Source organism: Methylophaga sp. OBS3, from assembly GCF_026319325.1.
GTDB lineage: Bacteria > Pseudomonadota > Gammaproteobacteria > Nitrosococcales > Methylophagaceae > Methylophaga.
In genome coordinates, this window is record NZ_JAPDMU010000004.1 from 13348 (window position 1) to 33658 (window position 20311).

Annotated in this window: 21 protein-coding genes and 1 riboswitch; of the genes, 3 read left to right on the plus strand and 18 right to left on the minus strand. The window is 45.7% G+C overall.

Going from position 1 to position 20311, the window contains the following annotated elements; translation table 11 throughout:
* Nucleotides 1–12: 12 nt before the first annotated feature.
* The 14 genes from mgtE to OMP94_RS09095 all read right to left on the minus strand — a co-directional run bounded on the left by mgtE (nucleotide 13) and on the right by OMP94_RS09095 (nucleotide 13061).
* Nucleotides 13–1371, minus strand: a complete 1359-nt coding sequence (mgtE, locus tag OMP94_RS09030; protein WP_266277963.1) for a magnesium transporter — start codon at nucleotides 1369–1371, stop codon at nucleotides 13–15.
* A gap of 172 nt (nucleotides 1372–1543) precedes the next feature.
* Complete coding sequence (gene ptsP / locus OMP94_RS09035; protein WP_266277964.1) at nucleotides 1544–3298, minus strand: phosphoenolpyruvate--protein phosphotransferase; 1755 nt, start codon at nucleotides 3296–3298, stop codon at nucleotides 1544–1546.
* Nucleotides 3295–3564: an HPr family phosphocarrier protein gene (locus OMP94_RS09040; RefSeq protein WP_266277965.1), complete on the minus strand. Its 270-nt coding sequence runs from the start codon at nucleotides 3562–3564 to the stop codon at nucleotides 3295–3297. Before OMP94_RS09040 ends, ptsP begins: the two co-directional genes overlap by 4 nt.
* A complete protein-coding gene (locus OMP94_RS09045; RefSeq protein WP_266277966.1) occupies nucleotides 3561–3965 on the minus strand; it encodes a PTS sugar transporter subunit IIA in 405 nt (134 codons plus the stop codon). Before OMP94_RS09045 ends, OMP94_RS09040 begins: the two co-directional genes overlap by 4 nt.
* 74 nt (nucleotides 3966–4039) lie before the next feature.
* Nucleotides 4040–4555, minus strand: coding sequence for an HPr kinase/phosphorylase (locus OMP94_RS09050; RefSeq protein ID WP_266277967.1), 516 nt, complete (start codon nucleotides 4553–4555; stop codon nucleotides 4040–4042).
* Nucleotides 4556–4587: 32 nt separating this feature from the next.
* Nucleotides 4588–5049, minus strand: coding sequence for a PTS sugar transporter subunit IIA (locus OMP94_RS09055; protein WP_266277968.1), 462 nt, complete (start codon nucleotides 5047–5049; stop codon nucleotides 4588–4590).
* Between the two features lie 10 nt (nucleotides 5050–5059).
* Nucleotides 5060–5386, minus strand: a complete 327-nt coding sequence (gene hpf, locus OMP94_RS09060) for a ribosome hibernation-promoting factor, HPF/YfiA family (protein ID WP_266277969.1) — start codon at nucleotides 5384–5386, stop codon at nucleotides 5060–5062.
* 34 nt (nucleotides 5387–5420) lie between these two features.
* Nucleotides 5421–6875 (minus strand): RNA polymerase factor sigma-54, encoded by a 1455-nt coding sequence (locus OMP94_RS09065; protein ID WP_266277970.1) that lies wholly within the window; start codon nucleotides 6873–6875, stop codon nucleotides 5421–5423.
* Between the two features lie 180 nt (nucleotides 6876–7055).
* Nucleotides 7056–8042, minus strand: coding sequence for an ABC transporter ATP-binding protein (locus OMP94_RS09070; RefSeq protein ID WP_266277971.1), 987 nt, complete (start codon nucleotides 8040–8042; stop codon nucleotides 7056–7058).
* Entirely contained in the window at nucleotides 8039–8707 is a 669-nt protein-coding gene (locus OMP94_RS09075) for an ABC transporter permease (RefSeq protein ID WP_266277972.1), read from the minus strand. Before OMP94_RS09075 ends, OMP94_RS09070 begins: the two co-directional genes overlap by 4 nt.
* A 43-nt stretch (nucleotides 8708–8750) precedes the next feature.
* A complete protein-coding gene (gene metF, locus OMP94_RS09080; protein WP_266277973.1) occupies nucleotides 8751–9605 on the minus strand; it encodes a methylenetetrahydrofolate reductase [NAD(P)H] in 855 nt (284 codons plus the stop codon).
* 57 nt (nucleotides 9606–9662) lie between these two features.
* A complete protein-coding gene (gene ahcY, locus OMP94_RS09085; protein ID WP_266277974.1) occupies nucleotides 9663–10973 on the minus strand; it encodes an adenosylhomocysteinase in 1311 nt (436 codons plus the stop codon).
* Between the two features lie 17 nt (nucleotides 10974–10990).
* Nucleotides 10991–12154 (minus strand): methionine adenosyltransferase, encoded by a 1164-nt coding sequence (gene metK, locus OMP94_RS09090; protein WP_266277975.1) that lies wholly within the window; start codon nucleotides 12152–12154, stop codon nucleotides 10991–10993.
* Nucleotides 12155–12243: 89 nt separating this feature from the next.
* Nucleotides 12244–12319: riboswitch (S-adenosyl-L-homocysteine riboswitch) on the minus strand.
* A gap of 46 nt (nucleotides 12320–12365) precedes the next feature.
* Nucleotides 12366–13061 carry a M48 family metallopeptidase gene (locus OMP94_RS09095; protein WP_266277976.1) on the minus strand — a complete coding sequence of 232 codons (696 nt, stop codon included), beginning with the start codon at nucleotides 13059–13061 and terminating at the stop codon, nucleotides 12366–12368.
* 131 nt (nucleotides 13062–13192) lie between these two features.
* Here OMP94_RS09095 and dusA point away from each other — a divergent pair, with 131 nt between their 5' ends.
* On the plus strand, nucleotides 13193–14125 hold the full coding sequence (gene dusA / locus OMP94_RS09100) for a tRNA dihydrouridine(20/20a) synthase DusA (protein WP_416240458.1): 933 nt from the start codon (nucleotides 13193–13195) through the stop codon (nucleotides 14123–14125).
* Between the two features lie 3 nt (nucleotides 14126–14128).
* On the opposite strand, the gene OMP94_RS09105 is transcribed toward dusA, so the two are convergent.
* Both OMP94_RS09105 and OMP94_RS09110 read right to left on the minus strand, forming a co-directional pair.
* The gene (locus OMP94_RS09105; RefSeq protein ID WP_266277978.1) at nucleotides 14129–14911 is read right to left on the minus strand and encodes an ABC transporter permease; all 783 of its coding nucleotides are present in this window, start codon (nucleotides 14909–14911) and stop codon (nucleotides 14129–14131) included.
* The gene (locus tag OMP94_RS09110; protein WP_323135079.1) at nucleotides 14911–15834 is read right to left on the minus strand and encodes an ABC transporter ATP-binding protein; all 924 of its coding nucleotides are present in this window, start codon (nucleotides 15832–15834) and stop codon (nucleotides 14911–14913) included. The genes OMP94_RS09105 and OMP94_RS09110 overlap by 1 nt, the downstream gene beginning before the upstream one ends.
* Before the next feature lie 45 nt (nucleotides 15835–15879).
* On the opposite strand from OMP94_RS09110, the gene mutH reads away from it, so the two are divergent.
* Both mutH and OMP94_RS09120 read left to right on the plus strand, forming a co-directional pair.
* On the plus strand, nucleotides 15880–16581 hold the full coding sequence (mutH, locus tag OMP94_RS09115) for a DNA mismatch repair endonuclease MutH (protein WP_266277980.1): 702 nt from the start codon (nucleotides 15880–15882) through the stop codon (nucleotides 16579–16581).
* 36 nt (nucleotides 16582–16617) lie between these two features.
* Complete coding sequence (locus OMP94_RS09120; RefSeq protein WP_266277981.1) at nucleotides 16618–17913, plus strand: diguanylate cyclase; 1296 nt, start codon at nucleotides 16618–16620, stop codon at nucleotides 17911–17913.
* A gap of 11 nt (nucleotides 17914–17924) precedes the next feature.
* Here the strand turns inward: OMP94_RS09120 and prmB are convergent, their stop codons facing one another.
* Together prmB and leuC are read right to left on the minus strand one after the other, a co-directional pair.
* Entirely contained in the window at nucleotides 17925–18848 is a 924-nt protein-coding gene (prmB, locus tag OMP94_RS09125; RefSeq protein ID WP_266277982.1) for a 50S ribosomal protein L3 N(5)-glutamine methyltransferase, read from the minus strand.
* Nucleotides 18848–20251 carry a 3-isopropylmalate dehydratase large subunit gene (gene leuC, locus OMP94_RS09130; RefSeq protein WP_266277983.1) on the minus strand — a complete coding sequence of 468 codons (1404 nt, stop codon included), beginning with the start codon at nucleotides 20249–20251 and terminating at the stop codon, nucleotides 18848–18850. Before leuC ends, prmB begins: the two co-directional genes overlap by 1 nt.
* Nucleotides 20252–20311 lie beyond the last annotated feature (60 nt).

Sequence of the window (20311 nt, forward strand, 5' to 3'; positions counted from 1 at the left end):
TCCGGTCAAAAATTAAACAATAAAAAGCGTAGCAAATCCGAGGAATGCCATAAAACCTACCACATCTGTGATGGTGGTTAATAAAACACTGCCTGAAAGTGCAGGATCAATACCGAGGCGTTTGAGCGCCAGCGGAATGGTGACACCAGCCATTGAGGCGGCTAAAAGGTTGATGATAATCGAAACACCAATTAACACCGCTAAGCCAACTTCTTGGAACCAAAGGTAAGTTACAAAGGCGATCGTAATCGCCCAAATCACTCCATTTAGCGCACCAACGGCAATTTCTTTTTTGAGTAGCCAACGTTTATTTTTATCATTGAGCTGGCCCAGTGCCATAGAGCGAATAACAAGCGTTAACGTCTGGCTACCAGCAATGCCGCCCATGCTGGCAACGATCGGCATTAATACGGCAAGCGCCACTACTTTTTCGATGGTGGTATCAAATAAACCAATGACCCATGCAGCCAGAAAAGCGGTGATCAAATTGATACCAAGCCATAAAGAACGACGATGAACACTTTTCTTAACAGGGGCAAAGGTATCTTCATCTTCACCCAAACCCGCCATACTCAACATTGAGTGCTCGGCGACATCACGGATAACGTCAACCACGTCATCGATGGTGATACGGCCTAGCAAGTGATTATCTTTATCGACAACCGGTGCAGAAATCAGGTCATGTTTCTCGAAGCGGTGCGCAATGTCTTCATCAGACATATTGGCCGGAATCGGCTCAACCTGATGCGACATAACTTCACGCACGGTCATTGAGCGACTGCGACTGACGACTTGCGACAATCTTAGTGTGCCTAGGTATTTGTCATTGTGATCGACGACATACAAGCTATCGGTGTTTTCAGGCAATTCACCAAGCATACGCAGATAACGAAGTACAACTTCCAGCGTGATATCAGAACGAACAGTCACCACGTCGGTGTTCATCAAACCACCGGCGGTGTCTTCTTCATAACCCAAAATCAGTTCGATGCGACGACGGCGTTGACTGTCCATCGCTCGCAAGACTTCTTGCATCACATGATCTGGCAGATCTTGTAATAAGTCGACCACGTCATCGGTGTCGAGATCTTCGGTCGCGCTGAGCAGATCTGCAGTGTCCATGTCGACCATCAAACTGGTACGGACATCTTCACCGATATAGGAGAGGACTTCACCACGCAGCTCTGGATTGATGATAGGCCAGCAAACTTTACGTTCAGGTGGTGGTAACGATTCGAGTAAATGCGCTGTTTCTGCCGGGTGTAGGCTTGCCAGTAATCGACGCATTCGTACAAAGCGACCACTATGCAGCGCTTCAGCGAGGGTATCTAATGATCGATTTAAAGCGTGGTGTTGATCCAGCTCTGACATTTCCGGCTCCACATGGCGTCGGTGTTTGGGGATTGATTTGCCGCGTATTTTAGCTTGTGGCGCCGATACTTGATAGCGTTAAATCTCATGCCGCTTAGTTGATGACAGTCAAACTAGTCGTTTGCAATGGGAATAAAACTCAGATTTATCACCAACAAGCGGAATAAGAAAATTAATGATCGTGCACGGGCGCGTTGATTTGCTCCAGCAACATGTCTGCTTCGAGCGCATCAGACACTTCCATGATCTGCATGGTATTACTTGGCAGTTGGCTCAAGTCTGTTTCGTTGATGATCTGTTTGACTTCAAGCAACGCATTGGGATGCATACTGAAATTTTCTAATCCCATTGCCAACAGTAGACGTGTAAATCGCGGATCACCAGCCATCTCACCACACATCGAAACAGGCACGTTATGACGTTTACCTGCTTCCAAAGTAATGTGAATCAGCTTCAATACGGCAGGATGCAGCGGATCATAAAGGTAGTTCACATGATCATCGATACGATCGATCGCCAAGGTGTACTGAATCAAGTCATTGGTACCAATCGACAAAAAGTCGACATGGCGGGCAAACATATCGGCACATACCGCACTGGCTGGAATTTCAATCATGGCACCGGTTTCGATATGTCGGTCGTATTCCAACCCCTCACGATCTAATTCAACTTTGCATTGCTCAAGCAAATTACGCGCTTGCAGGAGTTCATGCATGGTTGAAATCATTGGGAACATGATTTTGATTTTGCCAAACGCCGAGGCGCGCAAAATGGCACGTAATTGCGTGCGGAACATGGCAGGTTGCGCTAGACAAAGGCGAATAGCACGCAGACCTAAAGCCGGATTGGTCACAACGTTTTGTGATAACTGGCGACCACCGTCAACCGTTTTGTCAGCACCTAAGTCAAAGGTACGGATGGTTACCGGGTGATTATTCATGCCCTCAACAACATCACGATAAGCAGCTAACTGCTCTTCTTCTTCCGGTGGTGTTAATCGGTTCATGTACAGAAATTCGGTACGGTATAGACCAATACCTTGAGCACCTGCTGCCGAAATAGTACTGATATCTTCAGGCAACTCCGCATTAGCCAATAGTGTTATATCTTTGCCATCCCGCGTTTTGGTTGGCTGCGATTTATAGCGGCTTAAAGACGAAATATGTTCGTCAAAGGCAATACGACGTTGTTGGAATTCAGCAGTGACTTTTTCGTCAGCCCCGGCAATCATAATACCGGCTTCACCATCTACAATTAATGGTTCGTTATCTTGGACATAACGTCTGACCGACTCAACACCAATAATCGCAGGAATACCAAGACTGCGCGCCAAAATGGTGGTGTGAGATGTGGCGCCACCATGCTCCGTGACAAACGCGGCAATGCCTTGATGCTGCATCAAAACGGTATCTGCTGGTGTCAAATCTTCAGCAATGATGATATGGCCTTTCAGGCGGCCATCTGGAATTTCGTGATCAGCAACTTCTTGATCGGCCAAGATCCGGTGAACACGGTTTACCACATGGTCAACGTCATCTCTGCGGGTACGCAGATAAGGGTCATCCATTTCATTGAAAACGTTGATGAGTGCATCACGCTGTAACTGCAACGCCCACTCAGCGTTACAACGACGCTGACGAATCATATCGACAGGCACTTTGCTTAATGAGGAATCATTAAGCATGAGAATGTGCGTATCGATAAACGAAATCACATCTGATGGCGCATTCGCCGGAATATGATTTCTAATGGATTTCAACTGCTGCTTGGCTTGCTCAATGGCATCGAGTAAGCGGTCGACTTCTTGCTCAATAGCAAATGCCGGGATTAAGTATTCTCTAACATCGGGCTGATTGTGAAACAGAATATGGGCACGCCCGATGGCGATACCTCGAGAAACGCCTAACCCTTGTAATTCTAGGGTCATTCGCCTTCTCCAAAATAATTGCCGATTAATTCGCCAATGGCTTGTAATGCGTCATCCGCATCTTCGCCATCAGCTTTCACGGTAATTTCTGTACCTTTAGCCGCAGCGAGCATCATGACACCCATTATGCTTTTACCATTGACTTCACGATCTTGGCGACGCACCAAAATATCGGCTTTATACGCTGAGGCGGTTGTGACAAACTTTGCCGCTGCACGTGCGTGTAGGCCTAATTTATTAATGATAGTAAAGGTTTGCTCGGTCATGACAGGTATCCAGAGTGATGACAGCGAACAATACCTTCCTGGCCACCACTGATTGCTTTATTTTCTAATTCTTCTAGGTTCAGTGTCGGATAGTTCAGCACCCGAATCAGCATGGGCAGATTCAAACCAGAGACAATTCGAATGTCATTGCGGTCTGAAACAGCACAAGCAATATTACTGGGAGTGGAGCCAAACATATCCGTGAGGATCAGGATTCCATGTCCTTGATCCAGCCCGACTAAATCGCGATCCAATTGCTTTCGAATAGCATCGGGATCATCTTTGACCTCAATCGAAATGACTTTGGTCGGCAACGGGCAGCAAGACAACATCTGTCGTGCAGTGTTGATAAGCTCAGTACCGATATGGTTATGCGATACGATTAAAATACCTACAGTCATGCGCTGTCTCTGGGCCAGTTTTCAAGGCGGGTAACGGCCTTGAATGTAATGGATAACAAGTGATTTCGCAAATCTCAGCTGTTTTCTGAGCTGTCTCTATAAAGCGCGTTTACAAACTTTTCTTCGGTGTCGGTAAGGCTTTTTTGGCGTAGCCAAATGCTAAGCCGCTCATGTAAAGATAAAGTGTTTTGTGTACACAAGGTCAGTTGCGGTAGAACGACACCAAGTATTGTCATGGTCTGTTGCGGTGAAAATTGCACCGTATCTGTTGGTGTATTGGTTAACAAAACCATGCAATCAATTTCACAGTGGCTTATAAGTTGTTCAACGCCAAATAGCGCTTGGATGTCCAATAGACCAAGTTCTCGATGATGTAAAAAGCCATACGCATTTTGAGGCGCGTTGGCGATAACACTATCTTGCTGTCGATGAAGTTCAACGATGTCGTCAGCGATGAATTGAGCGCCTTGGTTCAGCAAACTCAAGGCAAAACTACTTTTACCAACGCCGGGCTCGCCGCAAATCAGAATGCCTTGTGATTGCCAACGAACCATCACACCATGTTGGTGATGTTTTTCTTCGTTAGACATAGATGGGAGGGTAAGAAGTTGGTAACAGGAAATTAATCGTCGTCGATCGACAATAGGTATTCAAATAAGGCTTCAGCACTACCCGCATTACGGATTTTGCCGCAACAATCAGCATCCCTGAATAAGGTCACAAGACGTGATAAGTGTTGTAGATGATTTTCAGAATCTTCTTCTGGTACCAACAAACCAAACGCGATATCAATTGGCTGTCCATCTGCAGCTTCAAAATCAATGGGTTCTGCCAAGGTCAACATGGCTGCAATCGTGTGGGTTAAGCCCGGCACGCGTGCGTGCGGAATTGCGACACCTTTACCGAGACCGGTACTGCCTAAGCGTTCCCGCTCAAGCAGTACCTGAAACACTTTCTCAGCGCCCAAAGACTCACTGTTGGCCGCCAGCTTATGGCTGAGGTTCTCCAACACCCGTTTTTTACTGGTGGCTTCGTCTTGATAACTAATGTTATCTGCATTCACTAACAGTGCAGCGATGAGCATATGTCAGACCTTAACTCGCGTTGTGCTTTTTCATTGCACCATCGGCTTGATGGTGGTCTTTGATTTTATCTTTGTGTTTGATGATCTGACGGTCCAATTTGGCCACCAGATTTTCGATCGCGGTGTACATGTTTTCATTTTCGTCTGAAGCAAACAAGTCTGCACCACTAACGTGAACAGTCGCTTCTGCTTTTTGACGCTCTTTCTCGACGGACAGAATCACATGAACATTCGTCATATGGTCAAAGTGTCGGGTCAGTTTTTCAAATTTTTTATTTACATGATCCCGAAGACTGTCGGTGATATCTAAATGTTGTCCGCTTAGGTTTAATTGCATAATGCATCACTCCTCTTGGTGGATGAAAACTGGTTTACACCAGTCGCTTACGCTCATTTGAGGGCGCTATCATCAATGTCTCACGGTACTTAGCGATCGTTCGACGCGCTACATTGATGCCCTGTTCACCGAGAATATCAGCAATTTTGCTGTCACTCAGTGGTTTTCTTGGATTCTCAGCCGCTACTAGTTTTTTGATAATGGCACGAATTGCGGTCGCTGAACATTCACCACCGCTTTCTGTGCCGACATGGCTTGAGAAGAAAAATTTCAATTCAAATATACCGCGCGGCGTATGCAGATATTTCCGGGTGGTTACGCGAGAAATAGTCGATTCATGCATTTCGACCGCTTCAGCAATATCTGCAAGCACTAGCGGGCGCATCGCTTCTTCACCATGGTCAAGAAAGTCTCGTTGTCTTTCGACAATGGCTTCGGTGACTTTAATGAGGGTTTCATTTCGGCTTTGTAAGCTTTTCAAAAACCAGCGTGCTTCTTGCAAATTATTTTTTAAGTAAGTGTTTTCGGCACTGCTATCTGCGCGATTAATAAGTTGTGCGTAGTGATCAGCAATTTGTAAGCGAGGCGCGTTGTCAGGGTTCAAAGATAACTGCCAGCGGCCATTAATTTTTTTGGCATAAACATCAGGGACAATATATTCGGTATTGTCCGTTTGAATTGCGCTGCCGGGGCGAGGGTTCAGTAGCTGAATACTGCGGACCAACTCGGTAAGCTCATCATCACTAACTTTTAATGCGCGTTTAATGGCAGCATAGTCACGTTTGGCAAGCGTATCGAGATGTTTATCAATCAGCTCAGTAAGCAAATCGATATGTTGTAATGCGGCAACATCATAGACGCGTAATTGAATTAACAAACATTCGCGAAGATCTCGTGCGCCGACACCGACAGGATCAAAATGCTGGATCCGGTGTAATACGGTTTCAATCTCATCCAACTCAATGTCTGCAAGCTCTTCACCTAGACTTAGCTGAACATCTTCCATTGTGCATTTGAGATAACCGTCATCTTCGATGGAGTCGATGATAGTGGTGGCGATGGCTTGTTCGGCATCGGTAAACGGTGTTAAGCGCATCTGCCATAACAAGTGTTGTTGCAGACTATCACTACTTCCGTCTTGGCCTTCACGGTCAAAATCACCATCCGAATTATTGCTACTGCTGCTTGGATTGGAAGGCTGATGGTCGTAGGTGTCTTCCCACTGTGAATCTACCGGCAAATCTTCAGGTATATCACGGTTGTCCAGTGAACTGATTTCTCGACTGTCGTCGTTATTATTTCGCGCACCCACTTCCGGCGCGTCGTAATCGTAGTCTTCTTCGACTTCCAGCAACGGATTACTTTCGAGCGCTTCCTGAATTTCGGCCTGAAGTTCTAATGAGGAAAGTTGCAACAAGCGAATGGCCTGTTGTAACTGTGGCGTCATAGACAGACTTTGGCCGACACGTAGCTGTAATGAGGGTTTCACTTATTTTGGACGACAAGATGTTATGAGCATGATTCAATGTTACCGCAAAGCAAACGCCGTTGCCTATACAGCTTTTTAAAAATTAATGACTCAATGTTCGTTTGGTAAAGCGCTATACAACGTCTAGCAATGATTTCAGTGATTTTTGAAAACTAAATAAAGCGATATGAGCGCTAAGATTTAGAGCAGTTTTACCGCGCTTGCTTTAAAACTGAGCCATAGCCAGTCACCAATTTGAAACTGCAACTCTTTCAGTGATTCATAACTGATAATGACTTTAAATGTCTCGCCACATTCGATGTGAAGGCGAACCTCATGACCATCCTCAGCGATTTGAGTTAAACGTCCTTGGAGCTGATTTCTAGCACTACTGTCTGAATGTGACTCCCGACTTAGCACGATATCTCTAGGATCGATGGCAATGTGGCGGGCAGATGGCTTAGTTGCGGTGGTAAATAGTTTGATTTTGCCGGTTTCAAAGCATTCACCGGTCAAATGCCCGTGAAACAAATTGAGTAGTGGTGTTTCGGTCAGTTGCCCATGCATTAAATGGATATGCTTAGAGGCAAGGGCATAAGCTTGCAGCCTATCGTGGGTGGTAAAAATAATGGTGCGATTTTCAGTTTGAAAACTTTGTATCAACCTTTCTAACTGTTGGATATGCTGACTATCGAGATGTGAGAAGGGCTCATCAAGCAACAAAATATCTGGACGGTAAGCCAGCACCCGCGCTAAGGCTGCACGTTTCAGTTCCCCGCCAGAAAGGGTCGCTGCATCTTGTTCGGCGAGATGCGTCAGGTTGGTGGCAACTAATGCTTCTGCAATTCGCTCAGCATGTAAAGCTTTAGGGATGTGCTGGCAACGTAACGCTAACGTGATGTTATCGCGAATCGATCCCGGTAATAAGTAGGGTTGTTGTGTGACAAGACCAATACGTTGGCGTTGTAATCTTGTTATCGGCGATGTTGGCTCGCCAGATAATAAAACATCACCAGTGCTTGGTTGGTTGAGTAGTGCCAAAAGCGACAGTAATGTCGATTTCCCCGCGCCATTTTGCCCTAGGATTGCAGTTGTCTCACCTTGTGGAATATCAAGTGTTGGGATTGCCAGCGCACAGTGTGAGCCGTAATTCACCTTTATATTGCGTAGTTGATAACAAGTTGTCATCGGATACGCTTATCCAAAGCTGATAAGGTGAAGTTCAAAACAAAAGCAATCACCAGCAGTACAACGCCCAGCGCAAGGGCTAACTCAAACTCACCTTTGCTGGTTTCTAAAGCGATGGCTGTCGTCATGGTGCGGGTATAGCCCTCAATATTACCGCCTAACATCATGGCAGCCCCGACTTCGCCAATCGCACGACCAAAACCCGTGATAATGGCAATCACGATAGCTAGCCGAACAGTCCGAATGATTTGGAAAGTTTGCTGGCGGCGATCTGCGCCAAGACTTTTTAAGGTCGGTAACAAACGCGGGTCAGCACTTTTCACCGCAGTAATGCTGAGGTTCATCATGATCGGAAAAATCAAAATGGCCTGAGCCAAGATGATTGCTGTCGGGGTATAGAGTAGTCCCCAACTACCGAGAGGGCCCATGCGGCTGAGTAATCCATACAGTAATAAGCCAATCACAACCGTTGGCATGGCCATTAATGTATTTAAGAGATGCTGGAGACCGTTTTTACCGAGAAATGATGAGACTGCCATCAACACCCCAGCAGGTACGGCGAATATCGCTGCAATCAGTGAAGCGACTACGGAAATCGCCACTGAGGTAATGATGATTTGCCAAACAGCGGCATCCAACTGCAATAGCAGTTGTAATGCTGCCATTAAAGAGTCTGCAAAATACTGCATGAAAGAACTGGCTAAAAGGCTAGTCTTCGATTAAGCCTAAGCGCTCACAAACAGTTAATACCGGTTCGGATTTATTCATGCTGTAGAAGTGCAATCCCGGTACTTCAATTTCTAATAATTGTTCTGTGAAATCGGTTAAGAAGTCCGTAGTGAAAGCCTGCATCGATGGAATGTCATCGTAATAAGCTTCCAGCTGTTTACGTAACCAGCGTGGAATTTCGGCGCCACAGCCTGCGGAAAAACGCGCTAATTGTGCGTAATTATTAATCGGCATGATGCCCGGAATGATCGGAATATCAATACCTGATTGCATACAACGGTCGGCAAAGTACAAATACGCATCGATATTGTAAAAATACTGCGTAATAGCACTGTCAGCGCCGGCATCTACTTTGCGTTTAAAGTTTTCAAAGTCACTGTTGGCATCTTGTGCCTGTGGATGAACTTCAGGATAAGCGGCAACTTCAATAGTGAAGTGATCACCCGTTTCCGCGCGAATAAATTCGACTAACTCATTGGCATAACGAAAATCGCCTGGATCACGCATACCGGATGGCAAGTCACCGCGTAAGGCGACGAGGCGCGAAATATTATTATCGCGATAGGTTTGCAAAATACTGCTAATGCGCTCTTTGGATGAACCAACACACGATAAGTGTGGTGCGGCATCAATGCCTGTTTCAGCAGCACGTTGTTGAATAGCGACGACAGCATCAAGCGTATTGTCTTGCGTAGAACCACCAGCACCAAACGTGACCGAATAAAAAGCCGGATTAAGTGCTGCTAGGTCATCTTGAACCATTTGCAGGTTGCTAACGCCTTTTTCCGTTTTGGGTGGAAAAAACTCGCAGCTAATAACAGGTGATGTCGCCATAAGGTTTACTTCTCTACAAAGAAAAAGGGCTAACCGAAAGTTAGCCCTTTTCCGGTTTTAGTAACGGTAATGATCAGGTTTATATGGGCCGTCTTTTTCTAGTCCCAGATATTTTGCCTGATCTGCAGTCATTTCGGTTAATTGTGCACCGATACGACTTAAATGCAGACGCGCTACTTTTTCATCTAAATGTTTTGGTAAGACGTAAACTTTGTTTTCGTAGTTTTGGTGGTTATGCCATAACTCGATTTGCGCCATTACTTGGTTTGTAAATGAGGCTGACATCACAAAGCTTGGATGGCCAGTTGCACAACCCAAGTTAACCAAACGACCTTCAGCTAACAGAATAATACGTTTGCCATCAGGGAAAATGACATGATCAACCTGAGGTTTGATATTTTCCCATTCGTATTTACGCAGAGATGCAACGTCAATTTCGTTATCAAAGTGACCGATATTACAAACGATGGCTTCGTTTTTCATCGCAGCCATATGGTCATGATTGATGACATTGATGTTGCCGGTTGCCGTTACAAAAATATCGGCTCTATCAGCAACTTCATCCATCGTAACAATGCGGTAACCTTCCATTGCTGCTTGTAGCGCGCAAATTGGATCAATTTCAGTCACCATGACTGTTGCGCCCATGCCGCGGAATGCTTGAGCACAGCCCTTACCAACGTCGCCGTAACCCAACACCACACAGATTTTACCGGCGACCATCACGTCAGTGGCACGCTTGATACCGTCTAACAATGATTCGCGGCAGCCATAAAGGTTGTCGAATTTTGATTTAGTCACTGAATCGTTAACGTTGATTGCAGGGACTTTCAAAGAACCTTCACGCATCATTTCATAAAGACGGTGAACACCAGTGGTGGTTTCTTCTGACAGACCACGCACATCAGCTAATAACTCAGGGTAGTCGGTGTGCATTAACATCGTTAAGTCACCGCCATCATCCAAAATCATATTTGGACGCCAGCCATCTGGTCCTAAAATTGTCTGACGGATACACCAAACAGCTTCTTCTTCGGTTTCGCCTTTCCAAGCAAAAACGGGAATACCTTGGTCGGCAATAGCCGCCGCAGCATGGTCTTGGGTTGAGAAGATGTTGCATGATGACCAGCGAACTTCTGCACCTAATTCAACCAGCGTTTCGATAAGAACGGCTGTTTGAATGGTCATATGTAAACAGCCAGCGATACGCGCACCTTTTAATGGTGCTTTGCCGGCATATTCTTCACGTAATGCCATCAATCCAGGCATTTCGCTTTCTGCGATTTTAATTTCTTGATGACCCCATTTCGCCAAATTGATATCGGCGACTTTGTAGTCAGGCACTAAGTTTTCTACGACTGATTCCATGATAAAAAATCCTGTAATTATTTGAGGCCAGCAGCGTCACGAAGGACGGGGGCCAGATCGGTGTTTTCCCAACTAAAGCCAAGTTCTTCACGGCCAAAGTGACCATAGGCAGCAGTTTGTTTATAAATGGGTTTAACCAAATCAAGCATTTTGATAAGGCCAACTGGGCGAAGGTCAAAGTGTTCACGAACCAGTTCGACCAGACGGGCTTCACTGACTTTGCCTGTACCAAAGGTATCAACACTGATCGAGGTTGGTTCGGCAACACCAATGGCATACGACACTTGAATCTCACAACGATCAGCAAGGCCAGCAGCAACAATATTTTTGGCAACATAACGACCAGCATATGCTGCACTACGATCGACTTTTGATGGATCTTTACCTGAGAAAGCACCACCACCGTGACGTGCCATACCGCCGTAGGTATCAACAATGATTTTACGACCAGTCAAACCACAGTCACCGACAGGGCCGCCGATAATAAACTGACCAGTTGGGTTGATATGAAAACGGGTTTTTGATGATAACCACTCAGCCGGTAAAACGGGCTTGATGATGTGTTCCATGACGGCTTCATGCAGATCACTTTGTGTTACATCCGGGTTATGTTGGGTAGATAAGACAACTGCATCAACGCCAACCGGTTTACCGTCTTCGTAAATAAACGTGACTTGGCTTTTCGCATCAGGGCGCAGCCATGATAGCTCGCCTGATTTACGCACTTCAGCCTGACGTTTAACCAAACGGTGTGCGTAGGTAATTGGTGCTGGCATCAAAACATCCGTTTCACTGCTGGCATAACCAAACATTAAACCTTGGTCACCGGCGCCTTGCTCTTCTTCGCTGCCACGATCTACACCCATGTTGATATCAGGCGACTGTTTACCGATGACTGACATCACACCGCAAGTTTGGCCATCAAAGCCGACATCTGAACTGGTGTAACCGATATCACAAATGGTATCTCGAACGATTTGTTCAAGGTCGACCCAAGCCGTTGTACTGATTTCACCAGCAACAATTGCGACACCGGTTTTGATCAGCGTTTCGCATGCAACGCGAGCAGCAGGATCCTGTTCGATAATAGCGTCGAGCACGGCATCGGAGATTTGATCAGCGACTTTATCTGGATGACCTTCTGAAACAGATTCAGAGGTAAAAAGATAAGCACTACTCATAGACTGCATCCTCATTAGATAATGTAGGTACAGATAGACGGACTAGGAGAAAAGTTCAGCAACCTTGTCCATTACTATCAGTGACCTGTTAATAATGAACGCGGTTTAAAGATTTTAGTGGGTAAGCCTAGCAGAGTAATCTCTGTCGCAGCGTTCCTTACCCGAGTGATACATGATAATAGAAAGCCCAAAAAAAACAAGTTGAGCGGGCCTAATCAAGCATTAGTTGCTGGCCATATTGTTTTAGCCAATCTCGGTGCTGACGGTAGTTGGGTTCGTGCGTTGCAACTAATTGCCAAAAGGCGGGGCTATGATTCATATGGCGAAGATGGCAAAGCTCGTGAATGATCACATAATCAACCACTTCCGCTGGTGCTTGAATTAAAAGCCAATTGAGTTGTACTTCACCTCGACTATTGCAACTTCCCCAACGTGCTTTATACCGACGAAGACGAATCGCTTTTGGGGTTAACCCTGTTGCAGTTGCTAATTTTTGGCAGCGATTCGGCAAATAGTCTTCAGCTAATTGTCGATAGCCTTTTAGAAAAGCATTTTTAATCTCAGCTTCTGTTGCGTCATTCGGCAGTTTGAGAGAAAACTGCTGTGTATCAAACATCAACTGACGGCGCTGCGATACGTTTAGATTCAACTGGATTGGATAGTCTTGGCCTAGGTATGGTTGATGACTACTCACTAAAAATTGGCGTTGGGATATTGCTGGCAGTGCGTTAAGTTTTGCTTGTAACCAAGCTTGCTGGCGGGTCGCAAATTGTTTTCCAAGCCATAGTGGCGCGCGCTTTGGCATGAGTAACGATACTTGGCCTGCACGCACTTGTAATGCCATCGTTTTGCGTCTACCACTGCGTTTCACCTTGATGGTGATGTCGTTAAGGGCAAAACTACTCATGTTGAAATTAGGCCAAAAAGATCCATGCGGGCATTTTACCCGCTGATTTGCGAAAATAGCCGATTAACTTTTAAGAAAACTTGCTTGTGAACGCTGAATTAACTTTTGCACACCGATTATCCGTAGCGCCCATGCTGGATTGGACCGACCGTGATTTTCGCTATCTTTGTCGTTTGTTGTCGCGGCATACCTTGTTGTATACCGAAATGGTAACGACCGGTGCTTTATTGCATGGCGATACGCAGCGATTTTTAGACCATGATGCGGCAGAGTATCCATTGGCTTTGCAATTGGGTGGCTGTGAACCCAAAGATTTGGCGGCTTGTGCAAAATTAGCTGAAGATGCGGGTTATCAAGAAGTAAATCTTAACGTTGGTTGCCCGAGTGATCGTGTGCAAAATGGTCAGTTTGGTGCTTGCTTAATGGCGAGCCCAGATTTGGTCGCCGAGGGGGTGGCAGCGATGAAAGCGGCGGTCAATATCCCCGTCACCGTGAAAACGCGATTAGGTATTGATGAGCAAGATAGTTATGCATTTTTGCATCAGTTTGTGACAGCGATAGATAGCGCGGATGCGGATGCCTTAATTTTACATGCACGTAAGGCATGGCTTCAGGGATTAAGTCCGAAGCAAAATCGTGATATTCCGCCATTGGATTATGACCGTGTGTATCAGATTAAGCAGGATTTCCCGAGTCTTCATGTCGATATTAATGGCGGTATTCATACACTCGATGAAGCTGAGGAACATTTAGTGCATATCAATGGCGTGATGATTGGCCGCGCTATTTATCACCAGCCTTATTTATTGGCTGAGGCCGATAAACGCCTTTTTGCTGATGAGCATGCTGTCCTGTCAGAGCATGAGATTGTTGAACAAATGTTGCCGTATATTGAGCAACGAATGCGTGAGGGACGACCTTTAAAATCTATTACGCGTCATATGTTGGGGATGTTTCAGGGTAAGCCCGGTGCGCGCCGTTGGCGCCGCTACTTAAGCGAAAACGCCCATCTCAAAGGTGCTGATACGGACGTTATTCGCCAAGCGCTCAAGCTATTGGTCTAAAGTTTAATTACGCAGGCCAGTGCCTTTATTTAATAAATGTAGTGCATAAATGGTCAGTGCGACAATAAATAACAGAATGATGCCAAAAGCTGTGAATACTGAGACATCTGAAATGCCCAATAATCCATAACGGAATGCATTTACCATATAAAGTACGGGGTTTAGCATCGATACTTTTTGCCAAAACTCTGGCAGTAAAGAAATCGAATAAAACACACCACCCAAATAGGTAAGCGGCGTCAGAATAAAAGTCGGGATAATCGATATTTCATCAAAGCTACGTGCATATACCGCGTTGATAAAACCACCCAAAGCAAACAGCACGGCGCTTAACAACACCATGGTTAACGTTATCCAATAATGTTGAATGGTGAGGTTAGTGAAAAAGAGCGCTACAACAGAAACAATCAAACCAATACATAAACCTCGCGCCGTACCGCCAGCCACATAACCAGCCAAGATTAGATAATTTGGCACAGGGGCGACAATGAGCTCTTCAATATGACTTTGAAATTTGGCGCTAAAAAAAGATGAGGCGACATTGGCATAAGCGTTGTTGATGATTGCCATCATAATCACGCCAGGCGCAATGTATTCCATATAGGTAAAACCATCCATTTCGCCAATACGACTGCCAATGAGGCTGCCGAAAATGATGAAATACAATGTCATTGTAATCGCCGGTGGTAATAGGGTTTGTGCCCAGATCCTTAAAAAACGACGCACTTCACGAGTCAAAATGGTTTGGAATGCAATCCAATGCTGATAGTGACGAGCAGGGCGCATTAATGATTCTCCGATGGTTCAACCAATTTCAAGAATAACTCCTCTAATCGGTTAACTTTATTTTTCATACTGGCGATTTGAACACCACGTTCGGTGAGGACCTGAAATAGACCATTCAGGCTTTCGCTACGATTCAGTTCTACTTCGATGGTGGTGCTATCAATCTGTTGATGCTCAATACCAGCAAGCAAACTGCTGTCAGTAAGAGGTGTTTGCAGATCTAAAACAAAAGTTTCTTTATCAAGACGGTTTAACAACGATTTCATGTCGGTGTTTTCGACAATACGGCCTTTATCGATGATGGCAATATTGCGGCATAGGTTTTCTGCTTCTTCAAGATAGTGAGTTGTCAGAATAATGGTCGTACCTTGTTGATTAATATCACGCAAAAACGTCCACATAGAACGGCGTAACTCAATATCCACACCCGCAGTGGGCTCATCCAGAATTAATAATTTAGGGTTATGGACCAGTGCACGCGCAATCATCAAACGACGCTTCATACCCCCTGATAAAGCGCGAGAAGGGGTGCTGCGTTTATCCCAAAGACCTAATTGCTTAAGTAGAGCATCAGCGCGTGGCTCGGCTTCTTTGGTCGACATACCGTAGTAACCAGCTTGGGTCAGCAGAATATGTTTAACCTGTTCAAAACCATTGAAATTAAATTCTTGTGGTACAAGGCCAATGTAACTTTTTGCCAGCTCGGTATCGGTATCGAGATCGGCATCGAAAATATGGACTTTGCCTGCGCTCTTGGTCACCAATGAGGTTACAACACCAATCGTTGTCGATTTGCCGGCACCATTTGGTCCGAGCAGAGCAAAAAAGTCACCTTGTTCGACACTGAGATTGATATCTTTGAGGGCTTCTAGCCCGTTTCCATAGGTCTTGTTCAGATTTTTGATCGTGAGTGCTGTCAAAATTTTCAGTCCCAAGCAGAATTAGGGGCGTTAGATTATCATGCCCATATGTCAGATGAAATTTTGCCGTCCGTAGTTCCCCCACAATCAGAAGATGAACTGATGCAGCGCTGTCAGCAAATTGCTGGCCAAACACTGGGTCAGTTAGCTGCTCAGGCTGGCATTATCGTGCCAAATGATCTTCGTCGCCATAAAGGCTGGGTGGGAAACTTACTTGAAAATCTACTGGGTGCCGATGCAGGCAATCATGCTGAGCCAGATTTTACTGGGCTTGGCATTGAGCTTAAAACTTTACCGCTGGCAGCCAATGGACTCCCCAAAGAATCTACATATGTTTGCACTGTGAGTATGACGGAAACTGGCGAGCTAAGTTGGCAGGATAGTTGGTTATGTCGAAAGCTTTCAAAAGTGTTGTGGTTACCGGTTGAAGCAGACAAACAAATTCCCCTAGCAGAGCGTTATGTCGGACAGGGGTTTATTTGGCAACCAGATGAAACGCAAACAGCACTGTTAAAACAAGACTGGGAAGAGCTGATGGATGCCTTAGTGCTGCATGGACAAGCTGGACTTACAGCAAGACATGGGCAGGTATTACAAATTCGTCCCAAAGCGGCAAATAGCCGTGTGTTAGCGCAAGCAATTGCTGATGATGGTAGTGTAGAACTTCAGAATCCACGTGGCTTTTATTTACGCAGTGAGTTTACCGCTCAAATTTTGCAAGCTGATAAGGCTTGCCGTAGCCCTGCCTGAAAAGGCAGAATGTGGGCAATGGAGAAGGAATCACCTGTGCCAAAACTCAATGCGCTTGTGGTAGATGCGTCTGCCGAATTTCGTGATAAAGCAAAAAATATCCTTGAATCTGCTGGGTTCAGCGTCGAACTAGCAGAAAACGGTCAGCAAGGTCTGGTATTGGCTAACGCCGCACGATTTCGCTTAGTTTGTTGCAGTGACGATCTGCCTGATATTGCGGGAAGCGAGTTTTGCGGCCAATTGCGAGCAATCAACGGCTATGACTTTGTTGCCGTTCTGGTGCTCACTGAGAATGACACGGCCCGCACTTTAAAGCAGGCCTTACTCGCTGGCGCTACCGATATTTTCAGTAAACATGATGCCAAAGAGCTGGAAACCTATGTTCAACGTTTGGCAGAACGTGAAACTCGACACTTGTCTGGTCGTGTGTTGTTTATTGAGGATTCAAGAGTTCTTCAAACCATCATTATCGACTTGCTGACTGATATGGGCTTGGATGTGGATGCCTATACCTTTGCTGAGGAAGCTTGGGAGGCATTTAATGGTGGCGACTATGATTTGGTTATCACTGACATCATGCTCGAAGGCTCAATGAGCGGTATTTCACTTGTCAGAAAAATCCGTCGCCTGCGTGAAGAATATGCCAATGTGCCTATCATCGCGACCTCTGGGTTTGACAATATTTCACGCAAAATTGAGTTATTTCATTTAGGCGTTAATGACTTTGTCTCCAAGCCTATTGTTCGTGAGGAACTTCGCCAACGGGTTTTTAACCACATCACTAGCTATCAAAATGTACGTGAGCTACGTGCTCAGCAAAACTCTCTATACAGCTTGGCGATGTTGGATCAACTGACACAGCTATTTAACCGTCATGCTTTACGTGAGTTTGCCGGTAAATATTTCAGTGAGGCTTATCGTTTCAAACGAAACTTATCGATGGCTGTACTGGATCTGGATAATTTTCGAGCGCTCAATGATGAGTTTGGTCATGTCAAAGGTGATCAAGTGCTGGCGGAGCTTGGTAACTGGTTTAAGCGCCATGTCCGAGATGTCGACATGGTTGCACGTTGGGCTGGCGAAGAGTTTGTTATGTTGTTACCCGGCTGTGATGCCGCAGCAGCTGTCGGATTGATGGAGCGTATGCAGAAGCGTTTAACGCGCTTTAAACCAGCTAATTTAGATATCACTATCAGTGTTGGTGTGGCTGAACTACGTCATAAAGAACATGACACCTTAAATAGCTTATTTGAGATGGCTGATCGGGCGATGTATCAAGCCAAAATGGCAGGTAGGAATTGCGTTCGACATTACCAACCAGAAAACGATTAACAGACCGGTGGTTAGCCTTTAGCAAACGCTTCGCATTGTTGTTGGGTCAGCATAAAGATGCCGTGACCACCGTTCTCGAAATCCAACCACATAAAGCCCGTTTCTGGCCATTTCTCGGAAACGGCTTCATCACTGTTGCCAACTTCAACAAACAGTAAGCCATCTTTTGTTAAGAACTCTGCTGCGCCACAAATAATCTTTTCAACAAGCGCTAGGCCATTGTCATCGGCGCGCAATGCCATTGTTGGTTCATGCCGATACTCGGCAGGCAGTGTCGCCATTTCATCGTCACCAACATAAGGTGGATTACTAATAATCAAATCGTATTGTTGTGATCTATCAAGGTTTGACCATAAATCAGACTCAATCAAAGTTAAACGATCCGTTAATAGATGTTTGTTTTGATTAATTTTGGCAACAGTTAAGGCGTCACTACTGATATCAACAGCATCCACTTCTGCTTCAGGAAATGCTATTGCCAGCGCGATAGCAATGCAGGCACTACCCGTGCACATATCTAAGATGCGATGTACTTCGGTTTCTTCATGCAACCATGGTGAAAACTGTTCATCAATGAGCTCTGCAAATGGCGAGCGAGGAATAAGGACACGCTCATCTACATAAAATGGTAAGCCAGCGAACCAGGCTTCGTGGGTTAAATAGGGGACAGGAATATGGTTCTCAACGCGCTGTTTTACCAGATCTAAAAAATCCTGTTTTTCGTCAGTCGTTAGACGGGAGTCGAGAAAAATCTCAGGGAGATCATTAACGGGTAGGTTTAGGCAATGCAAAAGCAACTGTGCAGCTTCATTGAAGGCCGAGTCATTTCCATGACCATAAAATAATTGTGCCTCATGAAAGCGAGATGTTGCCCAACGAAGCAGGTCACGCAGTGTAAATAACTGCGTAGCTGCTGCTTGATAATCTACAGCCATTAGTGCGCTGTAATATCAACAAAGTGGCCGGCAACTGCAGCGGCGGCAGCCATTGCAGGGCTTACCAAGTGGGTACGACCACCTTGTCCTTGACGACCTTCAAAGTTACGGTTTGAGGTTGAGGCGCAGTGTTCACCTGACTCTAAGCGATCCGCGTTCATTGCCAAGCACATAGAACAGCCTGGATCACGCCACTCAAAGCCTGCCTCGATAAAGATTTTATCTAAGCCTTCTTGCTCTGCTTGTTGTTTAACTAAGCCTGAACCAGGCACGACCATGGCCTGTTTTAAAGTGCTAGCAACTTTGCCACCTTTAATGGCAGCCGCTGCTTCACGTAAATCTTCAATACGCGAGTTTGTGCATGAACCAATGAATACCCGGTCCAGTTTGATATCCGTAATGGCTTGGTTTGCAGACAAGCCCATATAGGCTAATGCTTTTTGCATACCGTTGCGTTTGACGGCATCTGTCTCAGTGGCAGGATCTGGAATGTTGGCACTCACCGGGACAACCATTTCTGGTGATGTTCCCCAAGTGACTTGTGGTTTGATATCTGCCGCTTTTAAAACCACAACTTTATCAAAATGCGCACCTGGATCTGAGTGTAATTCACGCCAAGCGGTAACTGCTTTCTCCCAATTTTCACCTTTTGGTGCGAATGGGCGGTCTTTTAGGTAATTAATCGTCGTATCGTCTACAGCGATCATGCCAGCACGAGCACCAGCTTCGATGGTCATATTGCAAACAGTCATACGACCTTCAACACTTAATGCTTGGATGGCTTCACCAGCAAATTCAATTGCGTAACCTGTACCACCAGCGGTACCAATTTCACCAATGATAGCCAAGACAATATCTTTAGCTGTGATACCAGGATTCACATGACCTTCAACACGCACTTGCATGTTTTTAGATTTACGTTGGATTAGGCATTGCGTAGCCATAACGTGTTCGACTTCAGAGGTACCAATACCAAAGGCCAAAGCACCAAAGGCACCATGCGTTGAAGTATGAGAGTCACCACAGACAACAGTCATGCCAGGCAAGGTCGCGCCTTGTTCTGGGCCAACAACATGCACAATACCCTGACGCATATCGTTTAAACCAAACTCTGTGATGCCAAACTGCGAGCAGTTTTGATCCAATGTTTCGACTTGTAAGCGCGAGATAGGATCCGCAATACCTTGGTCGCGATTGCTCGTCGGCACATTATGATCTGGTGTCGCCAAGATCGAATTTAAACGGTAGGGCAAACGACCGGCCAAACGAAGACCTTCAAAGGCTTGCGGTGAAGTCACTTCATGGACTAAATGGCGGTCAATATAGAGTAGCGCGGTGCCATCGCTCTCACTGCGAACTACGTGTTGATCCCATAATTTGTCGTAAAGTGTTTTTGCGGTCATATTCGTGCACTACAACTGAGTAAATAAACGAGTCATTATACAGCGATATATGCTGTCGCT

What these genes read in the sequence shown, in the direction of transcription:
- dusA (WP_416240458.1), top strand. Translation starts at nt 13,193, where the DNA reads ATGCTGGATTGGACCGACCGTGATTTTCGCTATCTTTGTCGTTTGTTG.
- prmB (WP_266277982.1), bottom strand. Translation starts at nt 18,848, where the DNA reads ATGGCTGTAGATTATCAAGCAGCAGCTACGCAGTTATTTACACTGCGT.
- OMP94_RS09070 (WP_266277971.1), bottom strand. Translation starts at nt 8,042, where the DNA reads ATGACAACTTGTTATCAACTACGCAATATAAAGGTGAATTACGGCTCA.
- OMP94_RS09050 (WP_266277967.1), bottom strand. Translation starts at nt 4,555, where the DNA reads ATGTCTAACGAAGAAAAACATCACCAACATGGTGTGATGGTTCGTTGG.
- ahcY (WP_266277974.1), bottom strand. Translation starts at nt 10,973, where the DNA reads ATGGAATCAGTCGTAGAAAACTTAGTGCCTGACTACAAAGTCGCCGAT.
- OMP94_RS09075 (WP_266277972.1), bottom strand. Translation starts at nt 8,707, where the DNA reads ATGGCAGCATTACAACTGCTATTGCAGTTGGATGCCGCTGTTTGGCAA.
- OMP94_RS09055 (WP_266277968.1), bottom strand. Translation starts at nt 5,049, where the DNA reads ATGCTCATCGCTGCACTGTTAGTGAATGCAGATAACATTAGTTATCAA.
- OMP94_RS09105 (WP_266277978.1), bottom strand. Translation starts at nt 14,911, where the DNA reads ATGCGCCCTGCTCGTCACTATCAGCATTGGATTGCATTCCAAACCATT.
- OMP94_RS09045 (WP_266277966.1), bottom strand. Translation starts at nt 3,965, where the DNA reads ATGACTGTAGGTATTTTAATCGTATCGCATAACCATATCGGTACTGAG.
- metK (WP_266277975.1), bottom strand. Translation starts at nt 12,154, where the DNA reads ATGAGTAGTGCTTATCTTTTTACCTCTGAATCTGTTTCAGAAGGTCAT.
- mutH (WP_266277980.1), top strand. Translation starts at nt 15,880, where the DNA reads ATGTCAGATGAAATTTTGCCGTCCGTAGTTCCCCCACAATCAGAAGAT.
- hpf (WP_266277969.1), bottom strand. Translation starts at nt 5,386, where the DNA reads ATGCAATTAAACCTAAGCGGACAACATTTAGATATCACCGACAGTCTT.
- mgtE (WP_266277963.1), bottom strand. Translation starts at nt 1,371, where the DNA reads ATGTCAGAGCTGGATCAACACCACGCTTTAAATCGATCATTAGATACC.
- OMP94_RS09095 (WP_266277976.1), bottom strand. Translation starts at nt 13,061, where the DNA reads ATGAGTAGTTTTGCCCTTAACGACATCACCATCAAGGTGAAACGCAGT.
- metF (WP_266277973.1), bottom strand. Translation starts at nt 9,605, where the DNA reads ATGGCGACATCACCTGTTATTAGCTGCGAGTTTTTTCCACCCAAAACG.
- ptsP (WP_266277964.1), bottom strand. Translation starts at nt 3,298, where the DNA reads ATGACCCTAGAATTACAAGGGTTAGGCGTTTCTCGAGGTATCGCCATC.
- leuC (WP_266277983.1), bottom strand. Translation starts at nt 20,251, where the DNA reads ATGACCGCAAAAACACTTTACGACAAATTATGGGATCAACACGTAGTT.
- OMP94_RS09040 (WP_266277965.1), bottom strand. Translation starts at nt 3,564, where the DNA reads ATGACCGAGCAAACCTTTACTATCATTAATAAATTAGGCCTACACGCA.